Origin of the sequence: Spirosoma fluviale, from assembly GCF_900230225.1 — a bacterium.
Classification (GTDB): domain Bacteria; phylum Bacteroidota; class Bacteroidia; order Cytophagales; family Spirosomataceae; genus Spirosoma; species Spirosoma fluviale.
On record NZ_OCNH01000001.1, the window covers coordinates 565,467 to 592,231 of the forward strand.

27 protein-coding genes are annotated in these 26,765 nt (G+C 47.9%); 15 read left to right on the top strand and 12 right to left on the bottom strand.

From position 1 onward, the window contains the following. Positions 1 to 37: 37 nt before the first annotated feature. The 3 genes from CRO74_RS02390 to CRO74_RS31225 all read right to left on the bottom strand — a co-directional run bounded on the left by CRO74_RS02390 (position 38) and on the right by CRO74_RS31225 (position 1,313). Positions 38 to 412 carry a YtxH domain-containing protein gene (locus CRO74_RS02390; protein ID WP_097124393.1) on the bottom strand — a complete coding sequence of 125 codons (375 nt, stop codon included), beginning with the start codon at positions 410 to 412 and terminating at the stop codon, positions 38 to 40. 46 nt (positions 413 to 458) lie between these two features. Further along, positions 459 to 710 (bottom strand): YtxH domain-containing protein, encoded by a 252-nt coding sequence (locus CRO74_RS02395; RefSeq protein WP_097124394.1) that lies wholly within the window; start codon positions 708 to 710, stop codon positions 459 to 461. A 435-nt stretch (positions 711 to 1,145) separates the two neighbouring features. Further along, on the bottom strand, positions 1,146 to 1,313 hold the full coding sequence (locus tag CRO74_RS31225) for a lmo0937 family membrane protein (protein ID WP_144035868.1): 168 nt from the start codon (positions 1,311 to 1,313) through the stop codon (positions 1,146 to 1,148). A 493-nt stretch (positions 1,314 to 1,806) separates the two neighbouring features. Between CRO74_RS31225 and CRO74_RS02400 the strand changes: the two genes are divergently transcribed. Both CRO74_RS02400 and CRO74_RS02405 read left to right on the top strand, forming a co-directional pair. Next, complete coding sequence (locus CRO74_RS02400; protein WP_012925365.1) at positions 1,807 to 2,181, top strand: response regulator; 375 nt, start codon at positions 1,807 to 1,809, stop codon at positions 2,179 to 2,181. Positions 2,182 to 2,281: 100 nt separating this feature from the next. Further along, a complete protein-coding gene (locus CRO74_RS02405; RefSeq protein WP_097124395.1) occupies positions 2,282 to 3,754 on the top strand; it encodes a sigma-54-dependent transcriptional regulator in 1,473 nt (490 codons plus the stop codon). Between the two features lie 79 nt (positions 3,755 to 3,833). Here the strand turns inward: CRO74_RS02405 and CRO74_RS02410 are convergent, their stop codons facing one another. Beyond that, on the bottom strand, positions 3,834 to 4,478 hold the full coding sequence (locus tag CRO74_RS02410; protein ID WP_097124396.1) for a porin family protein: 645 nt from the start codon (positions 4,476 to 4,478) through the stop codon (positions 3,834 to 3,836). 594 nt (positions 4,479 to 5,072) lie between these two features. Here CRO74_RS02410 and CRO74_RS02415 point away from each other — a divergent pair. The 6 genes from CRO74_RS02415 to CRO74_RS02440 all read left to right on the top strand — a co-directional run bounded on the left by CRO74_RS02415 (position 5,073) and on the right by CRO74_RS02440 (position 9,509). Further along, positions 5,073 to 5,513 carry a response regulator gene (locus CRO74_RS02415; protein ID WP_012925368.1) on the top strand — a complete coding sequence of 147 codons (441 nt, stop codon included), beginning with the start codon at positions 5,073 to 5,075 and terminating at the stop codon, positions 5,511 to 5,513. A 68-nt stretch (positions 5,514 to 5,581) separates the two neighbouring features. Beyond that, a complete protein-coding gene (locus CRO74_RS02420; protein ID WP_097124397.1) occupies positions 5,582 to 7,060 on the top strand; it encodes a hybrid sensor histidine kinase/response regulator in 1,479 nt (492 codons plus the stop codon). A 292-nt stretch (positions 7,061 to 7,352) separates the two neighbouring features. Further along, on the top strand, positions 7,353 to 7,565 hold the full coding sequence (locus CRO74_RS02425; RefSeq protein ID WP_179830106.1) for a DUF2188 domain-containing protein: 213 nt from the start codon (positions 7,353 to 7,355) through the stop codon (positions 7,563 to 7,565). Positions 7,566 to 7,594: 29 nt separating this feature from the next. After that, the gene (locus CRO74_RS02430) at positions 7,595 to 8,011 is read left to right on the top strand and encodes a four-helix bundle copper-binding protein (protein WP_097124399.1); all 417 of its coding nucleotides are present in this window, start codon (positions 7,595 to 7,597) and stop codon (positions 8,009 to 8,011) included. 90 nt (positions 8,012 to 8,101) lie between these two features. After that, entirely contained in the window at positions 8,102 to 8,605 is a 504-nt protein-coding gene (locus CRO74_RS02435) for a pyridoxamine 5'-phosphate oxidase family protein (RefSeq protein WP_097124400.1), read from the top strand. A gap of 172 nt (positions 8,606 to 8,777) precedes the next feature. Further along, positions 8,778 to 9,509 (top strand): DUF3891 family protein, encoded by a 732-nt coding sequence (locus CRO74_RS02440; RefSeq protein WP_097124401.1) that lies wholly within the window; start codon positions 8,778 to 8,780, stop codon positions 9,507 to 9,509. A 68-nt stretch (positions 9,510 to 9,577) separates the two neighbouring features. Here the strand turns inward: CRO74_RS02440 and glgX are convergent, their stop codons facing one another. The 4 genes from glgX to CRO74_RS02460 form a co-directional block, all read right to left on the bottom strand. Next, entirely contained in the window at positions 9,578 to 11,704 is a 2,127-nt protein-coding gene (glgX, locus tag CRO74_RS02445) for a glycogen debranching protein GlgX (RefSeq protein WP_097124402.1), read from the bottom strand. A gap of 136 nt (positions 11,705 to 11,840) precedes the next feature. Then, positions 11,841 to 12,296, bottom strand: a complete 456-nt coding sequence (locus tag CRO74_RS02450; RefSeq protein WP_097124403.1) for a ferritin-like domain-containing protein — start codon at positions 12,294 to 12,296, stop codon at positions 11,841 to 11,843. Positions 12,297 to 12,423: 127 nt separating this feature from the next. Next, a complete protein-coding gene (locus tag CRO74_RS02455; protein ID WP_097124404.1) occupies positions 12,424 to 12,642 on the bottom strand; it encodes a hypervirulence associated TUDOR domain-containing protein in 219 nt (72 codons plus the stop codon). A gap of 11 nt (positions 12,643 to 12,653) precedes the next feature. Continuing rightward, positions 12,654 to 13,364, bottom strand: coding sequence for a YiaD family glycine zipper/OmpA-like lipoprotein (locus CRO74_RS02460; RefSeq protein WP_097124405.1), 711 nt, complete (start codon positions 13,362 to 13,364; stop codon positions 12,654 to 12,656). A gap of 440 nt (positions 13,365 to 13,804) precedes the next feature. Between CRO74_RS02460 and CRO74_RS02465 the strand changes: the two genes are divergently transcribed. After that, a complete protein-coding gene (locus CRO74_RS02465) occupies positions 13,805 to 15,004 on the top strand; it encodes an alpha/beta hydrolase family protein (protein WP_245877738.1) in 1,200 nt (399 codons plus the stop codon). Here CRO74_RS02465 and CRO74_RS02470 read toward each other — a convergent pair. Next, the gene (locus tag CRO74_RS02470; RefSeq protein ID WP_097124406.1) at positions 14,967 to 16,103 is read right to left on the bottom strand and encodes a hypothetical protein; all 1,137 of its coding nucleotides are present in this window, start codon (positions 16,101 to 16,103) and stop codon (positions 14,967 to 14,969) included. The genes CRO74_RS02465 and CRO74_RS02470 overlap by 38 nt on opposite strands. A 178-nt stretch (positions 16,104 to 16,281) precedes the next feature. Beyond that, on the bottom strand, positions 16,282 to 19,239 hold the full coding sequence (locus tag CRO74_RS02475) for an alpha/beta hydrolase family protein (protein ID WP_097124407.1): 2,958 nt from the start codon (positions 19,237 to 19,239) through the stop codon (positions 16,282 to 16,284). An 83-nt stretch (positions 19,240 to 19,322) separates the two neighbouring features. Here CRO74_RS02475 and CRO74_RS02480 point away from each other — a divergent pair, with 83 nt between their 5' ends. Further along, complete coding sequence (locus CRO74_RS02480) at positions 19,323 to 20,000, top strand: DUF6624 domain-containing protein (protein ID WP_144035869.1); 678 nt, start codon at positions 19,323 to 19,325, stop codon at positions 19,998 to 20,000. Positions 20,001 to 20,060: 60 nt separating this feature from the next. Here the strand turns inward: CRO74_RS02480 and CRO74_RS02485 are convergent, their stop codons facing one another. After that, positions 20,061 to 21,134 (bottom strand): glycoside hydrolase family 130 protein, encoded by a 1,074-nt coding sequence (locus tag CRO74_RS02485; protein ID WP_097124409.1) that lies wholly within the window; start codon positions 21,132 to 21,134, stop codon positions 20,061 to 20,063. Positions 21,135 to 21,296: 162 nt separating this feature from the next. On the opposite strand from CRO74_RS02485, the gene CRO74_RS02490 reads away from it, so the two are divergent. Continuing rightward, positions 21,297 to 21,557, top strand: a complete 261-nt coding sequence (locus tag CRO74_RS02490) for an adhesin (RefSeq protein ID WP_097124410.1) — start codon at positions 21,297 to 21,299, stop codon at positions 21,555 to 21,557. 87 nt (positions 21,558 to 21,644) lie between these two features. Beyond that, positions 21,645 to 21,824, top strand: a complete 180-nt coding sequence (locus tag CRO74_RS02495) for a hypothetical protein (RefSeq protein WP_097124411.1) — start codon at positions 21,645 to 21,647, stop codon at positions 21,822 to 21,824. A 57-nt stretch (positions 21,825 to 21,881) separates the two neighbouring features. Here the strand turns inward: CRO74_RS02495 and CRO74_RS02500 are convergent, their stop codons facing one another. Continuing rightward, on the bottom strand, positions 21,882 to 23,192 hold the full coding sequence (locus tag CRO74_RS02500) for a chorismate-binding protein (RefSeq protein WP_097124412.1): 1,311 nt from the start codon (positions 23,190 to 23,192) through the stop codon (positions 21,882 to 21,884). Positions 23,193 to 23,436: 244 nt separating this feature from the next. On the opposite strand from CRO74_RS02500, the gene CRO74_RS02505 reads away from it, so the two are divergent. The 3 genes from CRO74_RS02505 to CRO74_RS02515 all read left to right on the top strand — a co-directional run bounded on the left by CRO74_RS02505 (position 23,437) and on the right by CRO74_RS02515 (position 26,690). Further along, entirely contained in the window at positions 23,437 to 24,126 is a 690-nt protein-coding gene (locus tag CRO74_RS02505) for an N-acetylmuramoyl-L-alanine amidase (RefSeq protein WP_097124413.1), read from the top strand. 103 nt (positions 24,127 to 24,229) lie between these two features. Further along, positions 24,230 to 25,180 carry a magnesium/cobalt transporter CorA gene (corA, locus tag CRO74_RS02510; protein ID WP_097125987.1) on the top strand — a complete coding sequence of 317 codons (951 nt, stop codon included), beginning with the start codon at positions 24,230 to 24,232 and terminating at the stop codon, positions 25,178 to 25,180. A 115-nt stretch (positions 25,181 to 25,295) separates the two neighbouring features. Then, positions 25,296 to 26,690 (top strand): DUF6600 domain-containing protein, encoded by a 1,395-nt coding sequence (locus CRO74_RS02515; protein ID WP_097124414.1) that lies wholly within the window; start codon positions 25,296 to 25,298, stop codon positions 26,688 to 26,690. The last annotated feature ends 75 nt before the right edge of the window (positions 26,691 to 26,765 follow it).

Here is a 26,765-nt window from a genome sequence, read left to right on the forward strand (position 1 = left end):
GTCTTTCAAGAACGTTAAGTAAATCGGGTACTGGTACCTAGTTGACTTTGAATGAAGACTGAGCATCGTTTACACCTGTCCGGGCGTCGTCGGCTAGTTCATCAACTTTATCGTTATATTGACTCTTAGCGTTTTCTTTATCTGCGTTAACCGAAGCCTGAGCCTGATCTTTATACTGGTTGAGCTGGTCTTTCGCTTTTTCAGTATACTGACTTACCTGAGTTTTGGCCTGCTCGAATCCTTCTTTAACCTGCGATACGCCTTTCTCCCATTGGTCTTTCAGATCGCCGGAACGCTTGTTCGCTTCTTCGGTCAATTTATCTCTCGTTTCTTTACCGCTACGTGGAGCTGTTAAAATACCAATAACAACGCCTGTGATGATACCGGTCAGAAAATCTCTTGTGCTTCGCATGATTTTGTTTGTTTTAGGTGAGTTGGTAGATAAGATAGTGAATTGATTATTGTTTTGCTTTGCGTTTAGCCTGGCTAACTACATCCTGGGTTTTTTCGGTAGCAGAGTCTACATAGTCATTGTATTGACTTTTGATACTCTCTAAGCCCGACTGAAGTTGATCCTGAAGATCTTTAAAGAATGAGTCAGATTCCGACGAAATGCGCTTACGTGTCTTCTGGCCACTTTCAGGAGCCAGTAAAATCCCAACAATAGCGCCAACAGCTAGTCCTACTAATATTCCTGGCAATGCTTTCATAGTTTCTGAAACTTTGGTGAATGATTTACTGAGTTATCAATGATGGATAGATAGAAAATTTTGTACCAGTAATCAATCTAAGGGGATAAGTGATTGACAGTAAGTTGGTTATTTAGTTTTAGGGTACTCACTTACCCTTCTTTTGTTGAGGACTTTTCTCTACAAGGGCGTCCACGATTTACGCGACCGTACCCCACTGTCAGACTAAACTTAAACACTTTATACTGCAAGTATACAGGTTTACGATTAAACAGGACGAGGCTTTAAGATTGGATAAAATAAAAATCCCCGCGCTCAAATTGGCGCAGGGATTCCGTACCCACCGTAACTTGTACTTAACCTAAAATGTAATCACCTAAATGAATAGGAATGCTATTGAGACTGTTATAATCCCTTCCGGGTTACTTATGTCAATATTGTTAAGGTACTTTTTCTTTACACGCTTCGACCTTGTACAAGGCGTAGTATAATTGCAATAACTGCAATTACCAGCAATATGTGGATCAGACCGCTAGTCGCTATGCCTGTTCCCAAGACTCCCAGGAATCCCAGAAGCCATATGATGACAAGCACTACTGCTATCGTGTAAAGAAGGTTTCCCATTATGTTTCGTGAGTAAATCAGAATAAGCCATTTTGCAATCGTAGATGCTTAGAGAAAAATTTGTGCCAACTACCATTAAATTCATCTGATCTGGTAGAGTTATCAGCATAAAAGGCCCTATTAGCTTGTAAATGAGCCAATAGAGACGATTTTTATTTAATTGCCAGAAAAATTGATCCCTATGGAATAAAAGAAAAAAGTGTGGAAATTGCTCCACATATGTGGAATAAGCGTGGAAAAATGCCCCATTTTACACAACAGGTAAGTGTAACCCCTTGAAACCTTATTGTTTAAATCTGAGTGGTATTAATTCGCAAACAGTTAAGTTATTGGCCTTTAATGGATATAATGTGCTTATTTATATAGCCTAATGAATTTTCGGCATCATATTTTATATACAGATACAGTAAGCAAGAAATTATAGAAAACGAAATACACCGTGGTAAGACCGATAATAGGCGTTAATACGGGACAGCAATTTAGACCAACCGTAATGAATACAACAGCTCTTGCAAAACGAGTGTTGATTGTCGATGATGAAGCGGATATATGTTTGCTATTGTCTGGACTGTTGCGTCGGTTGGGCTATCAGCCTACCTGTGCCCATTTTATAGAAGAAGGTCGTCAATGGCTCGATTCCCAGCAGTTCGATGCTATATTCCTGGACCTGAACCTCCCCGATGGGTTAGGCTTTGATTTACTTCCTTTCATCAAGGACGGACAAAATGAGGCCAAAGTAATCATGATCAGTGCCTTCGATGGACAGGCTGAAAGACGGCGGGCAACAGAGCAGGGAGCCGACTATTTTATTGGTAAACCATTCACCCGACGCTCGGTTGAGACAGCTTTGCAAACCATTCAGGTTTGAGTAACTTTGTTCATAAAGCCAACAATGGCTACCTCCCATTGCATACATGGTGTGCCTGTTAGCCTGGGTGTGGTCTACGTGAACAAGCTTCTTCCTCTTCATGGAAAAAATTCTGATTATTGACGATAATAACGATATATGTCTGCTTCTGGAGCGCTATTTGACAAAGCAGGGGTATAAGACGGCATCAGTTCAGCGAGGGGATGATGGTCTCGCTCTATTGCGAAAAGAGTCGTTCGAATTAGTCATTTGTGATTTTAAACTTCCCGATATAGATGGCCTTGAAATGCTTCGCCGTATTAAGGTGATGCATCCCACAACAGCCGTTATCATTATTACAGGTTACTCCGATGTTCGCGTTGCCGTGCAAACGGTGAAACACGGGGCGTATGATTACGTAACCAAACCTCTCTACCCCGACGAAATTCTGTACACGATTAAAGGCGCACTCGAACGTCGTGTACAATCCTTGAGTCAGGCAAAGACCACCACCCCCGCAACGGCACCCCCTGCCAAGTCCAGTACCGGCAGAACGGCCTCCAGTAAGGTATCGCTGACGCCCGACGGTAAACGGTTTATCTTCGGCAAAAGTCGGGCAGCTGAACAACTTCAGAAACATATTGATTTAATAGCGCCCACCGATATGTCCGTTATTATAACGGGCGAAACCGGTACGGGAAAAGAGTTTGTTGCCAATGCCATTCACCTCAAGAGTAAACGAGCCGATAAGTCATTTATAGCAATTGACTGTGGAGCCCTGGGAAAAGAACTGGCAGGTAGTGAGTTGTTCGGTCATGTAAAAGGCTCGTTCACCGGTGCTATGGCAGACAAGGCCGGTAGCTTTGAATACGCTAACGGCGGAACCATCTTCCTCGACGAAATTGGCAACTTATCCTACGATAATCAGATCAAATTGTTAAGGGTTTTGCAGGAGCGAAAAATCCGGCGTATTGGCAGCAACCAGGATATACCGGTTGATGTGCGGATCATTGTTGCTACGAATGAAGACCTTCGTGAAGCCGTTCGGCAGGGGAAGTTCAGAGAAGATATTTACCACCGAATTGCTGAGTTCGAGATGCACCTGTCGCCCCTGCGTGAGCGAAAAGCAGATGTGATGATCTTTGCCGAACACTTTCTGGAATTAGCTAACAAGCAACTGGAAAAAGATATTCTGGGCTTTGATGAGGAAGCTAAAGAAAAACTGAAAGAGTACTACTGGCACGGTAATCTACGCGAATTGCAGAATGTAGTGAAGCGTGCTGTGCTGCTTACCCAGGGAGACTACATAGAGGCTGATGTATTGCCTCAGGAAATTATATCTCCCCAATATTTAACAGCGGAGGATACCGGAGCATCGTCCATCCAGATCAATTACGATCCGGCCCGACCGGGGATACCCGTTTTCAGTCAGTCGGCTGCGAATCTGAAATCAGTTTCCGAAAATGCCGAACGGGCGGCTATTTTGAAAGTTCTGGAGAAGACCGGATACAACAAAACCAAAGCCGCTGAGGTGCTCAACATTGACCGCAAGACGTTATATAATAAATTGAAAGCATACGACATCCATTTATAGAATGGTGCTTTTAACCCCACTAAAAAGGCCAAACGTGTTTAATGTTTGGCCTTTTTAGTGGGGTTAACTTTAGGCTGACTTAGTTGATGCTAAAGCCCACTGAAAGCAAACCGACACCATTTTTGGCGCTTCCCAAGAGGGTTTTAGCGGCTCCACTGTTGGCAACCTGTTGAAGACCCTGTTCATAACGGGCACCGATAAAGGCTTTGCCGAAATAAAGATTGATACCGCCTGCAATACCGTAATCTACTTTGTTGAAGTTATCCCGGTTGATAGCAGCCGCACCCGTGCCAAAATCACCATTGGAGTTGATGTTTGAGTTCAGTAAATACGATACATACGGACCCGCCTGAAGCTCAACTGCCTGGCCTAATTTGAACGTTGCCAGAACGGGTAACTCGGCATAATTAAGTTTGAATGTATTCTTGCCGTTAAATCCCAATACATTATAATCAGCCGATGCACCTTTCGTCATATAGAGTAATTCTGGCTGAATGGCAAAGAACTCGCCAATAGGTGCCTGAGCAAACACACCCACATGGTAGCCAATACGTTCATTTTTATTGGTTACTCCCTGGCTGTCATAAAACAAAGAACTGGCGTTCAAACCACCCTTAATGCCAACTCGTGTTCGTCCCTGTGCTACAGCGTCCGACGAATTAAAAACAATTGTACCGGCCAATAATACGGCACTTGTCAGTAAGGTATTGACTAACTTTTTCATAACGATTAGTGAATTAAGAACAGACTGTAAACCACATCTGCGTTAGAATCACAATAGGTTAAAATCGTGCCAATACCCTTCCAGCGAAGTGTATTAGCCCTATAGTGTTGTATTATACCTATTTGTGAACAAGTAAAGATTGAGTTTGTGTAAGGCTACAGGTGATATTCTGCGGAGGAAATTCCCCATTTTGTGGAAGCGTTTAGTCAATTTGGATAAGTCAATCGGTGAGGTAGATAAGTATAAATTTTAAACTTTTCAGTAGGTTTAGTTCCATTAAGCCGCATTACTGGGTCTGTAATTAACAATATTTACTTTTCTGTAATAAAGTGTTTACTCTGTTTAGCAAAAGAGAATAATGAATTTCAGAATATTAAAAAGAACTTGAAATAAAATAACATATGGTTTAGTGCTGAATGATCAATTAAAAAACAATGTTTTTAAGTATCTTTGAAAGAAGGAATCTCTTCCGGATTTATTGAAATTAGATTTTGGTGTTGATCATAAATGCAGTAAGCCGTTTGTAAAACATTCACCGAAATGTAAGAATCAATACAATTCGGTTGACGTAACTTCTTTATCCAACTTAACCGTATGCACCGTAAGCAAGCCCTCATGACCATTCTAATAGCCGATGACGATTCCGATGATCGCTTATTCATGGAACGCGCCCTTCGACAGAGTGGGTATACGCAAACCATTCAATTCGTTGAAGACGGCGAAGATCTGATGGAGTATTTACACCGTAAAGGTCGTTATACTGAACAAAATGCCCCCTGGCCAGACCTGCTGATTCTTGATCTGAACATGCCGCGAAAGAATGGATTTCAGGCACTTAGCGAAATTAAGGACGACTCCAAATTACGTCGATTACCCGTTGTTGTGATGACAACATCCTCAGCCGATGAAGATATATTGAAAACATATACATTAGGCGTAAATTCATTCGTTACAAAGCCATTCAACTTCAACCGTCTGGTTGAAATGGTTGGTGCGCTGAAAACATATTGGATGGACACTGTTAAATTACCATGAGTTGTGCTCAAGGTATTGGTGTTTGTGTCTGCCAGTTGTTCACTAAGATAAGTTAACCGATTGCCTTTATGACTCCCGTTGCGGCTTTACTCGATGTTACTGATGAGGAAGAAATGATTCGTGTGCTTCTTATTGAAGATGACGAGGACGATTATTTGCTGACAAAAGCCTTGGTGTCAGCTAAAGAAAATGCAACAATTAAGCTAGACTGGGTAGATAGTTACGACCTTGCCTTAGAGACCATCGACGCCCATAAGCATGATGTGTACCTCGTCGATTACCGATTAGGGCACCATACTGGAATTGACCTTATCCAGGAAGCTTTTCGACGGGGGTGCCGGGCACCTATGATTCTTCTCACCGGGCAGGATGACCTTACCGTAGATCAGTCTGCGCTGGAACTAGGTGCTGCTGATTATCTGGTTAAAGGAAGAATTGATGCCCAACTGTTGGGACGAAGTATTCGTTACGCCCTCCGCCAGGCGAGTGTGCTGGCAGAAGTAGCTCAGAAAGAAAACAAGTACCGGTCTCTGTTTGAACGGTCGATCGACGCCATTTTTGTCGCCAGTAATGAACTCCGCTTTCAGGACGCCAATTCATCCGTCGAACGGCTGCTGGGCTATAGTCGCGACCAACTACGAATTCTAAATCCCGCTCGCCTGTTTGCTGACCTGAATCAGCTGCGTAATTTACGTTTCAATGTTCGGGAACATGGACAGATAAAAGATTTTGAAACTACACTTATCCATCGAACCGGGCGCAAACGAATCTGCCTTATTTCTGTTTGGGCCGTTGAAGACCTTGTTGGCCGACCTGAATGGTATCAGGGTATTGTGCGGGATATTACCGATGAGAAAAAAGCGCAACAGGACCTTATCCTGGCCGAAAAGCTGACAATGACCGGCAAAATTGCCCGCAGTATTGCTCACGAAGTTCGTAACCCACTTACCAATCTGAGCCTGGCACTTGAGCAGTTAAAAGATGAACTGGATACGGATAATGAGTATGTCACGATGTTCACGGACATCATCGGCCGGAATGTAGACCGTATTGGACAACTAATCACGGAAATGCTTAATTCGTCGAAGCCACGTGATCTTGACCGTAAAAAACAGGATTTCAATCAGGTTGTTAAAGAAACGTTGCAACTCGTTAGCGACCGCATCAAACTCAAGCGAATGAGGCTGGAAACCAGCTTCATCGAAGGTGAATGTCAGTCCCTTATTGACCGTGATCAGGTAAAAACGGCCTTGCTCAATATACTGGTTAACGCTGTTGAAGCCATGCAGGAAGGCAAAGGTATCCTGTGTGTCAAGACTAGTTGTACGGACGATAAACGGGTTTACGTTGAGGTGACCGATAACGGTGGCGGAATCAGTGAAACTGATCGACAACGCCTGTTTGATCCATTTTTTACCGGTAAATCAGGAGGGATGGGACTGGGATTAACAGCTACTCAAAATATTATTAATAGTCATAAAGGGTCAATTGAGGTAGAGAGTCAGGTTGGTCTGGGTACAACGTTTAGGCTCTACTTTCCAAAATAGCGTACAGGAATCCTATTTCATTAGTGACAATCAATTCCACAAAAAAGCCAGCTCTGGACCAGAGCTGGCTTTTTTGTGGAATTTAAGTGGGTATATTTCTACACATCTGCATAGTAATTTTCTACATAGAGGTATCGCTTCATAACTAAATCAGTGGGGTGTAAAACTTAATGATTTATTACTAAAGTATTGATTTTTAATAGGTTGATCTGTTTTAAATGGGCTCTGCAATAACTCCACAAAGAAGTGGCACAATATGCGCTATTCTATTGGTAACCTTCATCCAATTATTATGTGGACTACCAATCACTTTCCGGCGGCTATGCGGTCGCTTAATCCGAGTACTCGGGCCAAAGCCATCGAAGTTGCCAATCGGCTATTGGAACAAGGTCAGGTGGATAACCAGCGCATAGTTGCCATCAGCATTGAGGAAGCCCGTAGATGGGCACGCCTGGAAGCTACTCATGTAGAGTGGCCCACACCAACGGTACGAACATTTGCCTAGTCAACGTTACTATCAAACCATTAACTACCATGATTTGGAAGAAAAGCATCTACGATTCGCTAATCAGTTGCGCTACACTCTGTAATGAATTCGCTACCGAATGTTCCAACTCCGATGGTATTGAGGACTGCTACCGCAGTATATTCCTGAGTCTCGATTGCAGTGATATGTGCCGGAACTTGGCCATGTTGTACGTGCGCGGCTCCGAAAACGCCCGTTTACTGGCTCAGGCCTGTATTGAAGTCTGTGAAAAATGCGCTCAGGAGGTTATTCAGCTTGATTCCGATCGCGCCAAACAGATTTACGCGATGTGCCAGCAAACCATTTGCAGCTGCGTTAGCATCATGGAGATGGGCTCTCAGACAGAAATAGATACTAAAAATCCAGCTGTTACGCCCGCATCCCTGTTTTATGGGATCGATCTCCGCGAAACGCTTCATAACTAATTAACCAGACAGTGGTTAATTGATTGTGCCCGGTTATTACAACCAGGTGCCGTCAATTAACCACTGTCGTTTATTAATCCCTACAACGTTATGGAAACAAAACCACAAACAAATAAAAAGCTTGAGAAGGTTGCTGATCTGATCGGTGATATTCGCATTGCCATGATGACGACTGTCGATGAGCAGAGCAATCTGGTAAGCCGTCCGATGGCTGCACTTCAGGTCGATGAGGACGGAACCATCTGGTTCTTTACCCAACGAACTTCACCGAAGGTTGATCAAATCGATAATAATAATCACCAAGTGAATTTGTCCTTTGCCGATGTTGCCGATGCCAGTTATGTCTCCATATCAGGTACGGCAGAAGAGCTGGATGACCGGGCTAAGATCGATGAACTCTGGAATCCACAGGCCAAAGCCTGGTTTCCAAAGGGGAAAGATGATCCCAATTTGATTCTTCTCAAGGTGCGTACCCACATGGCTGAATACTGGAGTGCCAGTTCGAGTACTATGGTTCGGTTTGTGCAGCAGGCCACTGCGGCTGTAACGGGTAATCCACCGAAAATGGGCGAAAACGAAAAGATATATAACTAGGTATTGGGTGCCTGGTTATCAGCAATTGATAATCAACTAGTAACTCAATATCGTTTAATCACCTGCTTTACCAAAAGGCGTAGCGGAACGAGGGGAGTGTCAGGAAGAGAAGGTAGACAATACAGTTTCTTTCTTTCAGTCCGTTCTTGTCGCTGCGCTTTTGTTCTTTCTTATGATTGTTACACAAACAGACGAAGGTTGGGAAATTATTAACCAGCAGGCGCATGGATTGCTGGCCGTTCAACTCGCTTTACAGTGGCAAGGCGAGAAACGCCCGGTTCACTGGGTCGAGACCCTGATTGCCCTAACCGAGCACGACGATGGCCAGGACCCATGGGAAGACCGTAACCACCTGACAACGGCTGGTGCCCCGCTACACTTTGAAATCCTGGAGTACTCGGTCGATCAGTGCCGGAAAATGATTCAGATTGGCTTACAAAAGAGTCGGTGGAACGCTCTACTGATGTCTATGCACACCACGTTCCTGTATGAATCCAAGCGCGGCATTGATAAGGCATTGGACGAGTATCTGGATCAACAGATTACCAACCAAACGAAGTGGCGTAAGGAGTCGAACGCCACAAAAGAGGAAGCCGCTTACGCGTATGCGTTTCTTCAGTGGTGCGATGCGCTGTCGTTAATATTGTGTCTGGGTCAGGTTCCGCCAGAAGGACGCCGTCTGGAAGTGAGCTTAGGGCCGGATGGCATACCGTATTTCATTCATCAACGGACAGACGGCCATTTGACAATGAAGCCCTGGCCATTTAAATCGCCTTCCTTCCACGTCCACGTGGAGACCTTTCAACTAGCGCAGCTTCAGTTTAAAAATGACAAACAACTTTACAATGCCATTCAGGACGCCCCAGTGCGTGTTAAAGAGTGGACATTTAGCGAGGATAAATAAACACCTAGCCAAGAAAACAAAAAAAGCCATAACGATCTGTTATGGCTTTTTTTGTACTACTGATTAACTTACTTCAATCGTAACAACATCGACGAGCGGCCGGCAACATCAATGGGGTGTCCGCCTTTAATGGTCATGCCTTCCGGATATACCTTTCCTGAATTGGTATCCATAATAACCTCCCAGTCTTTACTCTTTCGCCCAACCTTCGGAATCATAAACGGTATGGTTTCCCAATAAGCATTGAGAATCCAGATCAGCTGTTCATCGCCTATATCCTGACCATCTTGTGTTTGTTCCGTTACCCGCATGCCGTCAATGAAAAGTGCCAGACAATGCGTATGGGGATTTTGCAAATCATCGCCGGTCATTTCGCCACCATCCGGCAGCAAATAAGCAACCTGGTCACTATCGAAGAACCGGCGTCGGCTGAGTAACGGAATATCCCGGCGTAAAGCGGTCAGCTGGCTCGTAAATTCGAACAGCGACTGCTGGGCTTCACTCCAATGCCAGTCCATCCAGCTGATTTCACTATCCTGATTGTAACCATTATTATTTCCGTGTTGGGTGCGGCCGCATTCGTCGCCCATGACCAGCATGGGCGTTCCCTGACTGAGAAGCATGGTAGCAAGGAAATTGCGTTTCTGCCGTTCGCGAAGTTCGGTAATGACCGGGTCATCCGTTGGTCCTTCTGCACCGCAGTTCCAGCTTAGGTTATCGTTGGAACCATCGTTGTTGTTTTCACCATTAGCTTCGTTATGCTTCTCGTTATAACTAACCAGGTCATTCAGTGTGAAACCGTCGTGGGCGGTGATAAGGTTGATGCTATTGGCCGGAGAACGCCCGTCATGAGCATACAGATCGGGACTGCCCAACAAGCGAACGGCTGTTTCGGCGGCTTTGCCTTCATCGCCTTTCCAAAAGGCCCGGAGAGTATCCCGGTACTTACCATTCCACTCCGACCAGCTCACCGGGAAACCACCCACGTGATACGACTGAATGTCCCAGGGCTCCGCAATCAGTTTTACAGAGGCCAGAATAGGGTCCTGAGCCACGGTGTCCAGAAAGGACGAGACCGTGCCAAACTCTTCGTCGGTTCGGATCAGGGCAGAGGCCAGATCGAATCGGAAGCCATCGACGTGCATATCGGTTACCCAATAACGCAGGCTGTCCATGACTAGTTGGAGTACGCGTGGGTGGCTTAGGTTAAAGGTGTTGCCTGTACCCGTGTAATCCATGTAATAGGCTGGGTTATCGCCTACCTGGTGGTAATAAACCCGGTTGTCAATTCCCTTGAATGAAAGCAACGGCCCAAGCTGGTTTCCTTCGGCGGTATGGTTATACACCACGTCCAGAATAACTTCTATACCCGCTTTGTGCAGGTTTTTTACCATCTGTTTAAACTCGGCCACCTGTTGCCCTGCCATTCCGGACGACGAGTACGTGTTCTGTGGAGCAAAGAACCCAATGCTGTTGTACCCCCAGTAACTTTCGTCCGTAAACTGATGAACGGGCAGTAGCTCAATGGCTGTGATACCCAGACGCTTAAAGTAGTCGATACTTTCGGGCTTTCCCAGTCCGGCATAGGTACCCCGGGCCGTTTCGTTGATGGTTGGATGCAGGTAAGAAAAACCTTTAACGTGCATCTCATAAATGACAGAACGGTGTAGAGGAACATCCGGAGCGGTGTCATCTTCCCAATCGAAAGCCTGATCGACCACAACACTTTTGGGCATAGTGGGACCGCTATCTTCCGTACTCATTGACAAGGGCAGATTGGCCTCCCGATCAGACGCCATCTTTTTGTAGTCGTACCCCAGCCAGGCATCGTTGTGATTTACCGGAGCATTTATAGCTTTGGCATACGGGTCGAGCAATACTTTGTTTGGGTTGAAGAAGTGCCCGGATGGCGGATCATAAGGACCATCAACCCGATAACCATACAATTGGCCAGGCTGTAAACCATCAAGATAAATGTGCCAGACGAGTTCAGTACGCTCTTCCAGTGGAATACGAGCTACTTCGTGGCTGGCATCGGCCGGGTCGTAAAGGCACAGATGAACAGCGGTCGCGTTTTCACTGAAAAGAGTGAAGTTTACGCCTTCGCCATCATACGTGGCACCTAGTGGATAGGGCTTACCCGGTTTGGAATGTATGGATTCGAGAGAGAAATCCGATTTGGAATGTTTACTCATAACGTGTTTGTATGAATGTTTCAAAAGCCGAAAGGCTCTCGTAAAGCAACCGCTTGTGAGTTGGGATTGTTTTTAGGTGTTCGGATACAAAAAAGCCTACCCCCAACGGAGGTAGGCTTTCCAATCCCACCATTCACTACACTACCAAGGCCAAACGAGCCATCGTTGCATTGGCCGAATCGATGCTCTGTTTTTGATGGAGCAGTAACTCACGGGTGCTGGCAACCAGGTCGGTTTCCTGCAACACCGAATTATATGTATCCAGGGCTTCCCGATCGCCCCGGTGGCACTCCTGAACGGTTGCTTTATCGTCGTCGGAGGCAAATGTCGATTTTATGTTTATCCAGGCACGGTGCAGATCGGCGGCAATGCTGGTGCCGTTATCTGGTTCGCCACCCAGTGCCCGAATTTCACGATCCAGCGACAGAGCAAATTCGCCCCGCTGACGTGATTGATCCAGGAACAAGCTTTTGAGGTCGTTATCTTTTGCGTTTTCGGCGGCTTCCTGATAGCCTTTTTCAGCATCGTGGCTGATCGTTAAAAGGCGGTTTAACTGGTCCAGGATTTCTCCTCTTGTTTCTTTTACGTTCATGGTTTTGTATGTTTTGTCGAGTTGTTAATTAGGACTGGTAATCTTATGGTTGAGTAAATCAGAAAGTGCTTGTAGGCAATCACTTTGTTTGGGGTCATGCCCCGGCATTGCAGGCAACTGGTATCGGTTATTTCTTTCCTTTAGATACTTCACTGGCCGACTTTATGATCTCTTTGTCGCCTTGCTGCAAGACAAGAGCTGGTTCTTCTTCAGAACCCTTGCGCTTTACCTTAGTGCCTTGTACCTTTTTTTCTACATCTTCGGTATGCACTTCGGCAACAACGCCTTCCGCTGTTCCTTTGCCGTACTTCCAGGTTACTGAATCACCTTTTTTTACCGTTGCCATAATTTATTTATTTATTCACCGATCTTACCATCTTTCGCGTCACGCTGTAATTGCTTATTGGCAAATACCGCAACATCTACACGACGGTTTTTCTGGCGACCTGCTTCTGTAGTGTTATCTGCCACGGGTTGTGCTTCGCCATAACCTATTTCGTCAACCCGAGAGGTTTTTACGCCCTGTGATTCAAGGAAACTACCAACGGCCTTAGCTCTTTGTTTAGAAAGTTCTAAATTGTGAGCATCCGATCCCGTTGCATCAGCATGACCTTCGATGCGGACGTCCGTATCCTCATATTTATTGAGCGATTTGGCAAATTCGATCAACTGCTGTTTAGTTGCTGGCTTCAATGCGGATGAATTCACATCGAAGAGGATATCCGAACCAAGCGAAACTTTTATGCCTTCACCAACCCGTTCAACCTGAGCGTTAGGCATCTGACGTTTGATCTCTTCGGCCTGCTTGTCCATTCGCCGACCGATAACGGCACCGGCAGCGCCCCCAACAGTGGCACCAAGAATAGCACCCAAAGCGGTGTTGCCTGTTTTATTGCCGATTATTCCGCCGATAACAGCGCCACTACTGGCGCCAATTACGCCACCTTGTTGAGTTTGATTTAATCTTTTTGATGATTTGCAACTTGTCAAAACATTACCTGATAAAATACCCGCAGCCATAAGTACCGCAAGGGATTTTTTTCCGGCCGATTTCAACTGATTATTCATAGTGTTGTGAACATTTGGTACTGATTAAACTTACCCAAATGCTGTACCACTTTGAGCCGAGTGCTTAATGAGCAGTTTGAAATTTGAAGCTATATGATTGACTGTAAGCCTTTTATGGTAGATGGTATATTATTTTTTACAGACAGACACTTCTTAATCTAAAGTAGTCCTGTAGAGTAATCGGGAAGTATGATGCCTATTGTTGTAGAGTGTATTCCACATAACTGAAAATTGCTCCCCAACGAATCATGACACGGCCAACTATGGCAGAAAGTTGAGCCGCCGATCGAAGTTTATCTTTATTGCTGTTTTTAGTTATATGATTCTGATTATCAGGATTTTGTCGTGATATAGGCTCTTGTTTTTTTATGCGTTATTTCCAAACGAAAACATGCTTGAATTCGTTAAAAAGGAGCAGATAAATACGATACACTTCTCTAATGATAGTACTGAAATCAACGCTTATTCTTTTCCTTGTTGGAACTATGCTGCTGGTTGTGCCAACCAGTTGCAATCAGTCGAACGGCAGTGAGTCCGTTACACCCGCCCCAGCGCGAACACTGGTGAGTAGTACGCTGATTGGTGAGTACACACCCGACCAATTACGAGGTCGCTTTACAGGCGCTACAGCTTTATTTAAGGTTTTTATTCGGTACGGAATCAAGGCATACCGGCTGGAGTATAACACGACAAATACCGATGGAAAGGTTATCAAAGCATCGGGTGCATTAATTGTTCCCAACGTAACCACCGCTACGCCCTTGTTAAGTATGCAGCATGGTACTATTACCAGCGATGGGGATGCGCCGTCGTATTTTCGCTCAACCAGTGAAGCCTACACGTTCGGGTCTGTATTTGCCTCGCAGGGATACATCATTGCCGCTCCAGATTATATAGGGTATGGGGCCTCTAAAGACGTACCGCACACATACGAACAGCGAAATGGTCTGGCTACGGCTTCGCTCGATATGCTACGGGCTACCCGCGATTTCCTGAGCGATCAGAAGGTGAACTGGGATAAGCGGTTGTACATTGCCGGGTATTCGGAAGGGGGATACGCTACCATGTCCTTACAGAAAAAACTGGAAGAAGAAACGGGTTCGGAGTTCAATCTGGTGGCGTCGAGCTGCGGGGCGGGTGCCTACGATAAACCCGCTTTCATGAAACAGATTATCAACGAAAAAACATCCGGCATTGATTACGTAAATCGCTTGTACCTCTGGGTATTGCAAACCTACGACCGTATATACGGACTTAACCGACCCGCAACGGCTTATTTTAAAGAGCCTTATGCCACACAGATTGCAGCCCAGGGGCAGTCGGCTACGATCAATGTCAGTTTAAACCAGGCGTTCAACGACAGTTTCAGACTGGGTATAAACGATGGTAGTGACAAGGCATTTTTGGCGGCTGTACAGGATAATGATGTTCACGACTGGAAACCGCGCACGCCAACCCGGCTTTACCACGGTGATGCCGATGAAACGGTCTCGTTCCTGAATTCACAGAATGCCTATGATGCCATGCAGAAGCGGGGTGCTACGAACGTGCAACTCATTCGCATTAATGGCGCAACTCACGCGACCGGAATCCTGACGTTTATTACCGGGACGTACGAGTTCTTTGGGTCGATACAGTAACGATCGTGTAGGCGGCCTGATTGGCCTGTCTGATGCGATTGCCAACCGTTGTTTTTACCCGGTCGTCGTCATGAATAAGCAAGAGTCGATTGGCGTCCAGAGGTGTCAGATCTTCGGCTTTATGGCCAGGGGTATGTACGGGTTGTCCTTTTGCATCCCGAACCAGCGTAAACGGTTTATTCGCATACAAATCAGCGGTTGAGATCGTCCATAGGTAAGCGTCTAATTTCCCATTCGATTCCATAGAGGTCAACATCCAGAATTGTTTGTGAAACGGATCGAACTCCAGGCTTGACAAAGCAAGCGGCTTGGGCAGTTCGGGATAGGCAGCTGTTATGTCGAAATTATTAATGATCCGCCAGTCGTTTGTCAGACGAATTCTGTCCACGTTATTATGCTTCTCGATGCGGTAAGTAACAGCGATAACCTTGACTCGATAAGCAAAGTCTTCGTATGATTTTCCCTCTTCCCGTATACCGAAGAGAAGTTGATTGTCGGTAGCAGCCAGTCCTTCAATTTTGAAATAAGGCATACCTCCCGGAAACGAAGGATTGGCCAGCAATTTACCGATCTGCTGCCGGTACGACACTGAAGTTGTACTGGTGTTGTCAGGGGCAAGCACATAGGGATGTTGTTCATCGCCCGAACGCCAATACAAGATCGTATTATAGCCATCCCAGTCGTGACTGCCCTCTTTTATCCGGTCGAAAGCGGTCGTTAAGAAGATAAACTTCCCATCGGGTGTACGGGCGAAATCTTCGTATTTGCGAGCTGCGGAAAACGCTGGCTGAGTTAAGTAGGTTGGCGTTTGGGTCGAATCGCCCAGACCGGTCAGGGTTTTGGTAAAGACCGGACTTTGGCCAGATGGCATGTCTTTGTCGTTAGCCAGGAACAGGTTTTTGCCATCATGCAGTACGGCTGAGGCTTCACACCAGACGGGCTGGTTGTTGAGGATTGTACCGGCGGTAAAGCAATTGATAAATCCTTCTTCCGTAATCGTGGCGGTAACAGGTGTTGCGGTTAATGGGGCTTTCGCTGTTTTACACCCATAAACCAATAGAAGCGATGTTAACGCAAGGGCAGAAAGTCGACTGTTCATTGATGTAAGCAGGGGATAAATAGAGTGCAAAGCTCGCAGAATAATTGCTTAAAACGAATCACTGTTTTTGCATCTCACTAGATATAATTAGGCCGGAAGGCCGTATCATGGTAAACAAAGTTACGACACTCTGTTTACCATGATACGGCCTTCCGGCCTTACTGTACGAATCGATATTCTAGTACTTCATCTCTCCCCGGTCTTTTTCCACCGCACTCCGGCCTTCTTTCATCCAGACGGGCATAGGAGCATCTTTCAGGTAATAATCGAAGTATTGGTATAACCGAATGCTCAGGTCTTTGGCATTGTGGCGCTGGGTCAGGTTGTGGCCTTCGCCGTTGTAGACCAGCATCCAGACCGGCTTGTTCAGTCGACGCAGCGCCGAGAACAGCTCGATTCCCTGATACCAGGGGACGGCTCCGTCGGCGTCGTTGTGGGTCATCATCAGGGGCGTTTCGATCCGGTTGGCAAAGAAAAGGGGTGAGTTCTCGATGTAATTCATCGGTTTATCCCACAGTGTTCCGCCAATGCGGCTCTGTGTTTTCTCGTACTGGAATGCCCGGCTAATGCCCGTTTCCCACCGAATACCGCCGTAAGCAGAGGTCATGTTCGCCACCGGTGCGCCCGCTTCGGCCGCCCGGAAGAGGTTGGTGCGGGTGATGATGTAAGCGGTTTGATACCCACCCCAGCTTTGGCCCTGAATACCCAAACGGTCACGGTCTACGAACCCTTTGTCGAGCAGACTTAATACACCCGGCACAATACAATCGTAGGCATTAGGCCCCGGTTGCCCGGTTGTGTACACAATATCCGGTACGAAAACCAGATAGCCATTCGAGACGCAATAGGGAATGTTGATGGTCGATCGGCTGGGCGAAGGTGCCCGGTAGTCATTCAGTGTTTCGACGTTACGCTCGTAGAAGTACGTGAGCATAGGGTACTTTTTGGTGGGATCGAAGCCTTCCGGTTTGAAAAGTAACCCTTCGAGTTTAATCCCATTTGTTCCGATCCAGCTCACAATTTCGGCACTGCCCCACCGAACGCTGTCCTGCTGCGGGTTGGTACGAGTAAGCTGAATAGGGGAGGCCAGCGTAGTATCGGTCTGAAAGAGGTTGGTCGACTCTTTGTAATTCCCGCGATAGAACGTGATAACGGGGGCGTTCTTTGCCTTGTTTAATCCGAAATAGCGGTGATTGCTTCGGGTGAGCACCGTTGGTTCAGCAACCGCCAGCCCATTTTTGCTCTTCAAAATACCGGTTGCTTTATCACTTTCCCAGATACCCGTTAAAAACAGTTCAGCTTTGGGGTCGATGGCTTTTTCAACGGCGGCCGACCGTCGGCCCGGTGTATCGTCGTCGCTGTCGACTTCAGCCCGGCGCAGGCGAATTTTATTTTTACGTCCCCAACCAGCCGTCAGATTGGTTGGTTTCTCCTTGCCAGTGGGGTCTACCTGCCAGATGTCGTACCGGTCATACAGCCAGAGGTACCGGTCGCCGGTTGTCCAGCCTGCTGAGCCATAAGCACCCGGTAAATTGGGGGTGTCATGTTCCTCGTCGAAAAATTTACTGGGCAGGCCACGCGTGAGGTCCAGACGCTTGCCATCGGCCACCGACCACGCCCGCCAGAGCGAATCCCGTTCATCGAACCAGTAAGCGTACTTGCCCTCGGGCGACAGTTTAGGCTGGGAGGCCATGATGTCATTGGCGATACGCTTCTTTTCGCCCGTTTGGGTATCGATCAGGTACAGGTCCGTATGGCCGGGGTCCCACGACGCCTGAACCTGATACGGGAGGTCACTCAATCCCAGCAAATACCGGCTGTTTGTTTTGGGGTCAAAACTTACGGTCGGCATTTCCCGACTGGCTAACGGAATAACCTTACCAGATGCCAGATCGTAAAGCGTTAGAAAACCACGCTCTTTTTCTTCCTTGAGCCGCCGTTGCTGCATGGGTTGCAAGCGGGTGTCGGTCCAGGTCCAGATGTCCATTTTGACTTTTTCGTCATCAGGCGTCAACGTGTCTTTGGTTGGCTTGGGCGCAATGGGCGACGTGGAGAAATAGAGCCGTTTGCCATCGTCCGAGAATTTTGGCTCACGATACTCATTCACCGACCACCGTTTAGGTAGGGCCGCCGTCAATGTGTCGGCAATGACTTTGAAGGGTGCTTCGGGGGCCGTCGTTTTTGCTTTTTTACCTTTCGCAGCTACGGCCGGTGCCAGGCTCTTATAGTATAGAGTGAAAACTTTTACATCACTGCCGGCACTATCGGCGGAGGCCATCCAGCTAAGTTGCTGGCCTATTTTGTCAATAGCCAGGCCTTTGTAAATCTTCCGTTTCGAGCTGGTATCAACGAGCATGGTCTGACTGCTGGCGGTGTTGAACAGAAACACGCCGGGAACGCTCGATTCGCCCGTTTTCAGGGAGTCGTTGGCTGATTCTTTGCTATAGAAGATTGCCTGACCATTGTCCGACATCACCACGTTCGACACATACCGGACCGTTTTGCGCGTACCATCGGCCATGTTCAGCAGCGTCAGATCGTCACCTTTTGGTTTTTTAACGGGGCCTTTCCGCGTTGCCACGGTGGTCGTTGAAACAGGTGCCGAGGGAGCCAGGGTGTCTTTCAGCGAGGCACTTCGGGACGCGGGAGCCGCCCGTTCTTCTTTACGTTCCTGTACAACCGCCAGCCATGAACCGGCATCTTTGCCGAAGACAAACGATTTGGCATTAGGTAATTTCGTTGGTTTTCCTGTTTCAAGGTTTAATACGAGTAAACTGTCTTTCGGCAGCTCGTCCGTTTTCTTTTTCTTGAGTTTAGCGTTTCGGGTGGCCATGTAGGGCGCTTTCAGCCGCACAACCAGAAACTTGCTGTCGGGGGTAAACTGCGCCATATAGCCACGGGGGAAAACATACTGCTTGCGGTTCGTGTTGGCAGTAGACGATACCACTTCCAATCGGCCGTCGCCTTCCTGTAGGTCAATCTGGTAGGCAATCCAGCGGCCGTCGTCCGACAGTTTTTCAGACCGTACAGTCTGCCAACGGTCATAGTCCGTTGAGTTTAGTGCTCGTTTCTGAGTTTGGGCTAGCAGAGGGTAAGCAAGAAAAAAATAGAGCACTAGTTGACAGAAGTGTTTCATGAAGCAATAAGAGTTAGTGTTTTAACGAAAATACGTAAAACCTATCATTCGTCCATTGGTGTCACCCAATCACCCTATTAGTTATGAGATACATACCATTCTTTGTGCTTTTATTGATCGGTATTCCTTTACACAGCTACTGCCAGCAGAATAGCCGACTTAAGAACGAACTCGATAGTATGTATGTGCTGGATCAGCGCAACCGGGAGTGGCTCACTAAATTGGGGAATAATCAGCCATTAACTGATAGCTTAAGTACCGTATACAAGGTCGATCGGGCCAACCTCGCGGGGAGGTTGTGGGCCGAACAAACGAAAATTGACACCAGCAATCTGGCCCGGGCCGAAGCTATTCTAAAAGAACAGGGTTATCCTGGAAAGAGCGTAGTCGGGACGCCCACCAATGAAGCTGTTTTTTACATCATTCAGCATTCCAATAAAATTGATAGGTACCTGCCTGTAATAAAAAAAGCGGCCGATCAGGAAGAGCTGCCTTTTTATCAATACGCCATGATGCTCGACCGATCCCTGATGTATGGGGGCAAACCCCAACTGTATGGTACACAAGTCTCCTGCCGACAGTTGAAAAGTACCCGGCAGTCGCGTTGTTTTGTCTGGCCAATTACCAATGCTAAAGACGTCAATACACGCCGAAAACAGGCTGGTTTTGACTTGACAGTAGAAGAAAATGCCAACCGATTGAATGCAGCCTACGAACCAGCCAGTACCGTTGAGGAGATACGGAAAATGTACGTATTCTGATCAGGCAAACAGCTTCAGCCTGCGCAGGGATGGTTAGGCAAAGTTGTTTGCCGACCTTACTTAGGCCTGAACCAGCTCCGCCAGCCCCACTCCTGAATCGGCAGCGCCGTAGTAAACCCAGATTTTGCCCGCGTTTACGCTGTCGGCGGGCCACTGAATCCAGCCATTTGAGAAAACGACATTGGGAAAGAATCCTTCCCGTTCCCACGGTAGTTCGGGCGTAAGCAGGGGGATGGAGGAGCGGTCCAGCAGGTTGGAGGGGTCGTTGGTATCGAGTAACGCCAGGGCCAGGGCGTAAGCATGCGTAGCGTCGGCACCATGGTAGCAAACCAGCCAGCCTTCATCGGTTAATATTGGTTCGGGACCAGCCCCAATTTTGCCGCCTTCCCAGGCGAACGCTTCCGTTGATGGAGCTGAAGTAGCCTGCCCCCGTCCGCCAAACAGGAATTTGTGGTTTCCCCAATGAATCCCATCGGTCGATTCGGCCAGCCAGACCGAAGGCTTCCCGATCTCAGACACCATTGGCCGATGAAGGAGCATGTACTTGCCGTTAATCTTTTGCGGGAACAGAGCCACGTCCTTGTTGGGTGGGGGCAAAATCATACCTACCCGTTCGACTGTCTCGAAATCGGTCGTTACGGCCAGACCAACGCCCGGTCCGTGCTCCGAAACAGCGGTATAAGTAATCCAGTATTTGCCTTCCAGAAACGTGATCCGGGCATCTTCAATCCCGAATGATTCGTCCATCCGGGCCGGAAACAGGAACGGTTTTTCGTCGATGGTGAAGTGAACACCATCCTGGCTACGGGCCAGACGGAGGTGGCTTATGGAGGTTAGATAAACCTTGCCATCGAGCGTTACTACCCGAGGGTCGTAGGGTTCGGCGGGTTCCGGGAACCGCTTGATCGTTAGAGTTAATTCGCCGTCCTGCTCGTCGATCAGCGGGACAAGAATAAACCCTTCTTCGGCGGGTGGGGCTTCGGCAACCCGCAGGAGCAGTAAAATTTCGCCCTTGTAATAACACGCAGCCGGATTGAAAGCGCCCAGTACCTCAAAACCGGCAAAAGTTGGTTTTACGTCGCTGGTTTGAATAATTGGCTGGTCAAAAAGTCGCCGGAGTTGATAATCTCTCATTTATACTGAATTAGCGTTGGGCGTAGCATGCACATACTCAGTAACTCACAAAGAGAAGGCTGTGTTCGGCGGTAAAAAGTCTAAGAAGTTTGTAAAATGACTAAACCTTCCGGGAAATTGACGCGTTATGAGGGGTGAACTAACTTTTATACTCTGTTGACCATGATTTACGAGCCAGCGTTTGATCAGGACGAAGATGTTCTGATGCTTAACCCAGATCCAGAAACAGCCGCCTTCGACGACGACGACGATGACTTCGATGACGCGGGTGCTGATTTCGATGAACTGGGCTCCGGAGCCGCCAGCGGCTATGGAGCAGATGATTTAGACGACATAGAAGAGGACTTCAATGAGGATGATCTGGATGAAGATCTGGACGACGACTCCATTGAAGATGATCTGGACGACGATAGCATGGAGTAATGTTTATCGGGCCGATCAACAACCGATTCGTCCGTTATCGTGAGTCGTATTAATCAGTTCACTACATTTCTTTACTCAATCACTAACATGGCAGATTCAGAAGCAATCCCAGACCCTGAAGAAGAACTAATCGTTTCGTCGGAGGACGCCGTTACGGAAGGAACCGCACCCGATGCGGACACCCAATCGTCTGCGGCTAGTGAGGCCGGTGGTCGTACCGACGAAAGTGGCTCCCGTGCTCCTAATGACCCCGCTGAAGGCGCGTAAAGAAATGTAGCTTGATGAATTAAGAATGATGCGTATTGCGCAGCCAATCGATCATTCTTAATTCATCATTACCTGTAGTAAAGTCTGGCACTTCATTTCGGTTTCGACCCATTCCCGCTCAGGGACCGAATCTTCCGTAAGGCCCGCGCCAGCATAAAGAGTTGCCATGTTTCCTTCCAGTTTCATACAGCGGATGTGAACAAAGAGGTCACTTTCTGCCCCTTCGTTATCTGTATTGACATTCACCGGCCCCAGAAAGCCGCTGTAAAACTCCCGGTCGTGGGTTTCATGTCGACCAATAAAGTTAAACGCTACATCGCGGGGCATTCCGCACACCGCTGAGGTCGGGTGGAGCAGCCGCAGCATAACCGTACCCAGTTGCGGATATCGAACGGCCTGTGTGTCGACGGTGAAATAGGTGCTTAGGTGCATCAGGTTACCCGCAATGACCGTTTTGGGCCCCTCTTCCAGGTATTCGCGCAACCGTATTTTTTTGAAACACTCAATAATATACCGGCTTACCAGCGCCTGCTCTTCAATCTCTTTTTGCGACCACATGGCTTCGGCGGGCCGCTTAAGCGTTCCATCTGCGTCAAAAGCCGACTGCGTACCGGCGAGTGAGGCTGTTCTGAAAATACCATCGGCGTCAACACTCACCAGCCGTTCGGGCGTGGCACTGATCCAGATCTGTCCTCTTTCCGGAATCGATACAGCCGATATGAATGCCGTTGGATACGCCGTACACAGCTTATCGAATAAGGCAACGGCATCGGGCGCGTCGGTAAAATGCACCTGCTTGGTTCTGGATAAAACCACTTTTCGGAACTCACCCCGCTGCATGGCCTCAACGGCATGGGCTACATTACGTACATAAGCAGCCTGAGCATCGGGGTCGGAGAGGGGTGTTACCGCCTGCGCTGTTTTTTCTGGCGTCTGGATAGCCATTTGCTCCCGCAAAACTTGCTGAAACTCACCGGCTGGGGCGTTGATTTTGATTGCCACCTCCCGTTTGTCAGCTGGTTCGGAGAAGGAAGCCTGAATGTCGGCACGCAGAAAAAGCGATTCGGTACTAATGCTGTTACCTAAAGTCGAGCCGAACGACATATTAGTAGGCGCAGTGCTGGCCAAATTGTCGAAAGGGCTAATCAGGAAGCCAGCCGGTAGCTCGTCCAAATCCGCCGATACGCGGGGGAGTACCTCATCGAACGAAACGATGAGGTGTTTGTCCTGCTTATTGGGTAAGCGCCAGAGGGCAGCCGGAAAGCCAAGCAGCTGAGCCGTTTCCCAAAGGTGACTGGCGCTGGGCTTACCGGTTCGATTATAAAATTCAGTTGTTGATGAAGTCGTACTAAAATAATCAGGTTGCATAGCCGATAACCGGGCGGGTTAGGCCCCGTTGCAGAGATAACAGTTTGTACATGAATTTTGTGCGTAACAATCTAAAACTGTTCTATTTCGCTTTTAACAGACAGATGTTCAGGTAGTTTGTTTCGTATGAATCGATTTTTTAAAGGTATAGTTAAGAAAAACTACCCGATTTTGTAACGGTAAAAAAGAAAAGTCGCTGCCGTAAACGAGATTTTCTTTTTTTGCGCTTCCAAACATTCCAACCATGAACGCCTTTTTCAGCCTTCCCAAACCCCTTCATTTCGTTCCTTTTATCTTGAGTTTGGTAACTTTCTATCCCTGTGCTGCCCAGCCGCCCATGCTTCGGATACTCGACAAACCCATCGTTTTCGATGAAGAACGGAAACAGTTATCGCTTGACTACTTAGCCAGGCGGCATGGCATTCGACAATCGGAACCGTACATAAAACCAAAGATGATTGTGCTGCACTGGACGGCTGTACCAACGCTCGAAGCGACCTTCGATCTGTTTAATCCGAGTGTGCTATCGGGTCGTCCTGACCTTCAGGTGGCCAGCCGCTTAAATACATCCGTTCCTTTTGTGATCGATCGCGATGGTACTATCTACCGATTTCTGCCCGACACGGTCTTTACCCGCCATTGCATTGGGCTGAATCACTGCGCCATTGGTATCGAAAATGTTGGCGATAATGACCTGACCGATGCACAGCTCGAAGCCAATGTGCAACTAGTGCGTTACTTGAAACAACGGTACGCCATCGAGTACCTGATTGGCCATTACGAATACAAAGATTTTATTGGAACCCCACTCTGGAAAGAAACCGACTCGACCTACCTGACCGGTAAAACCGACCCCGGAAAAGAATTTATGAAGAATGTACGGCAGCGGGTTAAAGAACTTAACCTCAAAGGAAGTCCGTTGCAGGCGGAGTAGACGCGGAGAGATTGTTTCTGTCAGGTGACATAAATTCAATTTGGAGCGGGATAAATGGTTTCTTTTCTACGAACTTCGCGACCGTAACTTTGCTCTCGACTTTATGATCCGTATCTTTCAGCAGGACGCTACCGCCGTCCGGAAAATTCGTGATATCGACTCCTTCTCCAATACCGAGCGTACGCTTTGGGTGGATTTGCAAAACCCCACACCCGCCGAGATCAAGAGCGTTGAAGAGAAATTTGATGTCGATTTTCTGAGCCAGCAGGAGCAGTTGGAAATTGAAAGCAGCTCGCGCTACATTGAAGAAGATGATTTTCTGATCGCCAACTCCAATTTTCTGGTACCCGATTCGGAGCAACGGTACATCAACGTACCCGTGAGCTTCCTGCTCAAAGACGACACCCTCTTTACGTATCGCAACGCCGACCTGAAATCATTTGCCGACACAGTGAAGCGTATCAAATCGCGCCGGGCGTTATTCAGCGATGGCGCGCAAATCCTGATTTCGATCTTTGAATCCCGGATCGACTACGATGCGGACTTGATCGAACTGGTCTCCGGTGAGATCAAGGCCATCAACCGGCTACTCGATCTCGACGCCAATCTGGACCGCGAAATGCTGCTTAACATCAACGATTACCAGGAGCTGACGATGCTGATACGGGAAAATGTGGTTGATAAACAGCGCGTTATTACGTCCATGATTCGTTCTGATGGCTGGTTCAACGAAGCTGAGCAGCAACGCCTTCGAACACTTATAAAGGACATTAATTCACTCATTGAACATACGAACTTCATTTTTGAGCGGCTGGAATTCCTGCAAAATACGTACCTCGGTCTTATTGATCTGGAACAGAATCGGGTCGTGAAAATCTTTACAGTTGTATCGCTCGTTTTCCTGCCGCCTACCTTGCTGGCCAGTATCTGGGGGATGAATTTCGATGAAATGCCCGAAATTCACTGGAAGTATGGCTATGTGTTTGCTTTGGCCATGATGGTATTCTCGTCGGCCCTGACCGTCTGGATCTTCCGGCGCAAAAACTGGCTGTAGGCTGGCATAGGGCCTTTACTGAACAACTTTATTGGATGGCCGGTTAAACGTTTGGGGGGCAGACATATCTAACCTTCGACGCGTTTCGATACGCGGTAGATAACGACCTACTGTCATGACTATCCTGAAAACAATACATGTACTCGGCCTGGTGGCAGTACTTGCTCTTGATCCAATAGCTCCCCAAAAAGCTACGGCACAGCCGGGGATAAGTGTTCCTATACAAACATTCTATAATGAGCTGGCTCCGTACGGACAGTGGATGCCTAATCCGGTATATGGTTCGGTCTGGCTACCGAATGTAGGCCCGGATTTTCAGCCGTACGCAACCGACGGGCACTGGGTCGTGACGGAGTTCGGCAATACCTGGGTGTCCGATTACGCCTGGGGATGGGCACCTTTTCACTACGGACGCTGGTTCTTCGACAGTCAATATGGATGGGCGTGGGTGCCCGGTAACGACTGGGGGCCAGCCTGGGTATCGTGGCGCACGGGTGGCGGCTATTACGGATGGGCACCGCTGGGACCTGGCATCGACATCAACGTAAATATCAACATTCCGGCTCCTTACTGGACTTTCGTGCCGCAGATCTACATCACCAGCCCAAGGCTTTACAGCTACCGGGTGGCGCGGCCAAACGTCATCAATATTTATCAGAATACCACTATTATCAATAATGTATACCGGTCGAATAACCGTGCCTATGTATATGGTCCTAACCGGAATGAAATTGAGCGGGTAACCCGCCAGCGCGTTCCTGTTTACCGAATTGATCCGCTGGATCGGCCCGGCCGGTCGGTGGTTGGCAATGGCTCCGTAGGCTTTTATCGCCCCGGTCAGTCGTCGGGTTATGGACAAAATTATGGGCGTAACGACCGTGATCGTTATAACGATCGCGACCGGTATAACGACCGATACGACAATTCGTCCCGCCCGAATTACAATAACTATAATAACCCCGGTCGTGGCTCCTACAATGGGGGCAACAATGTTCCTGACCGAAATTACAATGGTAATGCTACGTCTAACCGGCCCTATGAAGGAAATGCCGCTACTCCCGGGAGGGAGTATAACGGCACCCCGAATAGAGGTGGAAGCTACAACAGTCACCCGGCTCCTGACCGAAGCGGTTATAATGGCTACAACAGACCTGACAATGCGCCCACGCCGGGAAATAACCCGGTAGCACCACCTGTTCAGGTTGAACCCAGTCGTGGTTCGTATTCGTCGGGTAACGCTCAACCTCAACAGCAGGGAGGGGGCTTTTCACGAAGAGACGACCAGCCCGCCGGTCTTCAGCAAACCCAACCTAACCGAACTTACGAGCAGCGGACGGAACGTCCTGGTCAAGGCCCCGTAAATGCCCCATCAGTGCCCGGAGCACGCAGCGAAAGCGGTGGAGGTTTCCAACGGTCGCAGGAGAATAGAGGTGGTCAACCTCAGCAGCGTATTCAAGAGCAGTCGCAACGGGTAAATGGTGTGGGCGAACGCCAGCGCGGTCCCCGTTAAACCAGAATCGGAACACATACTTAAAGCGGCCACCCAGTGAACGATGTTTCATTCGGGTGGCCGCTTTATCTATTC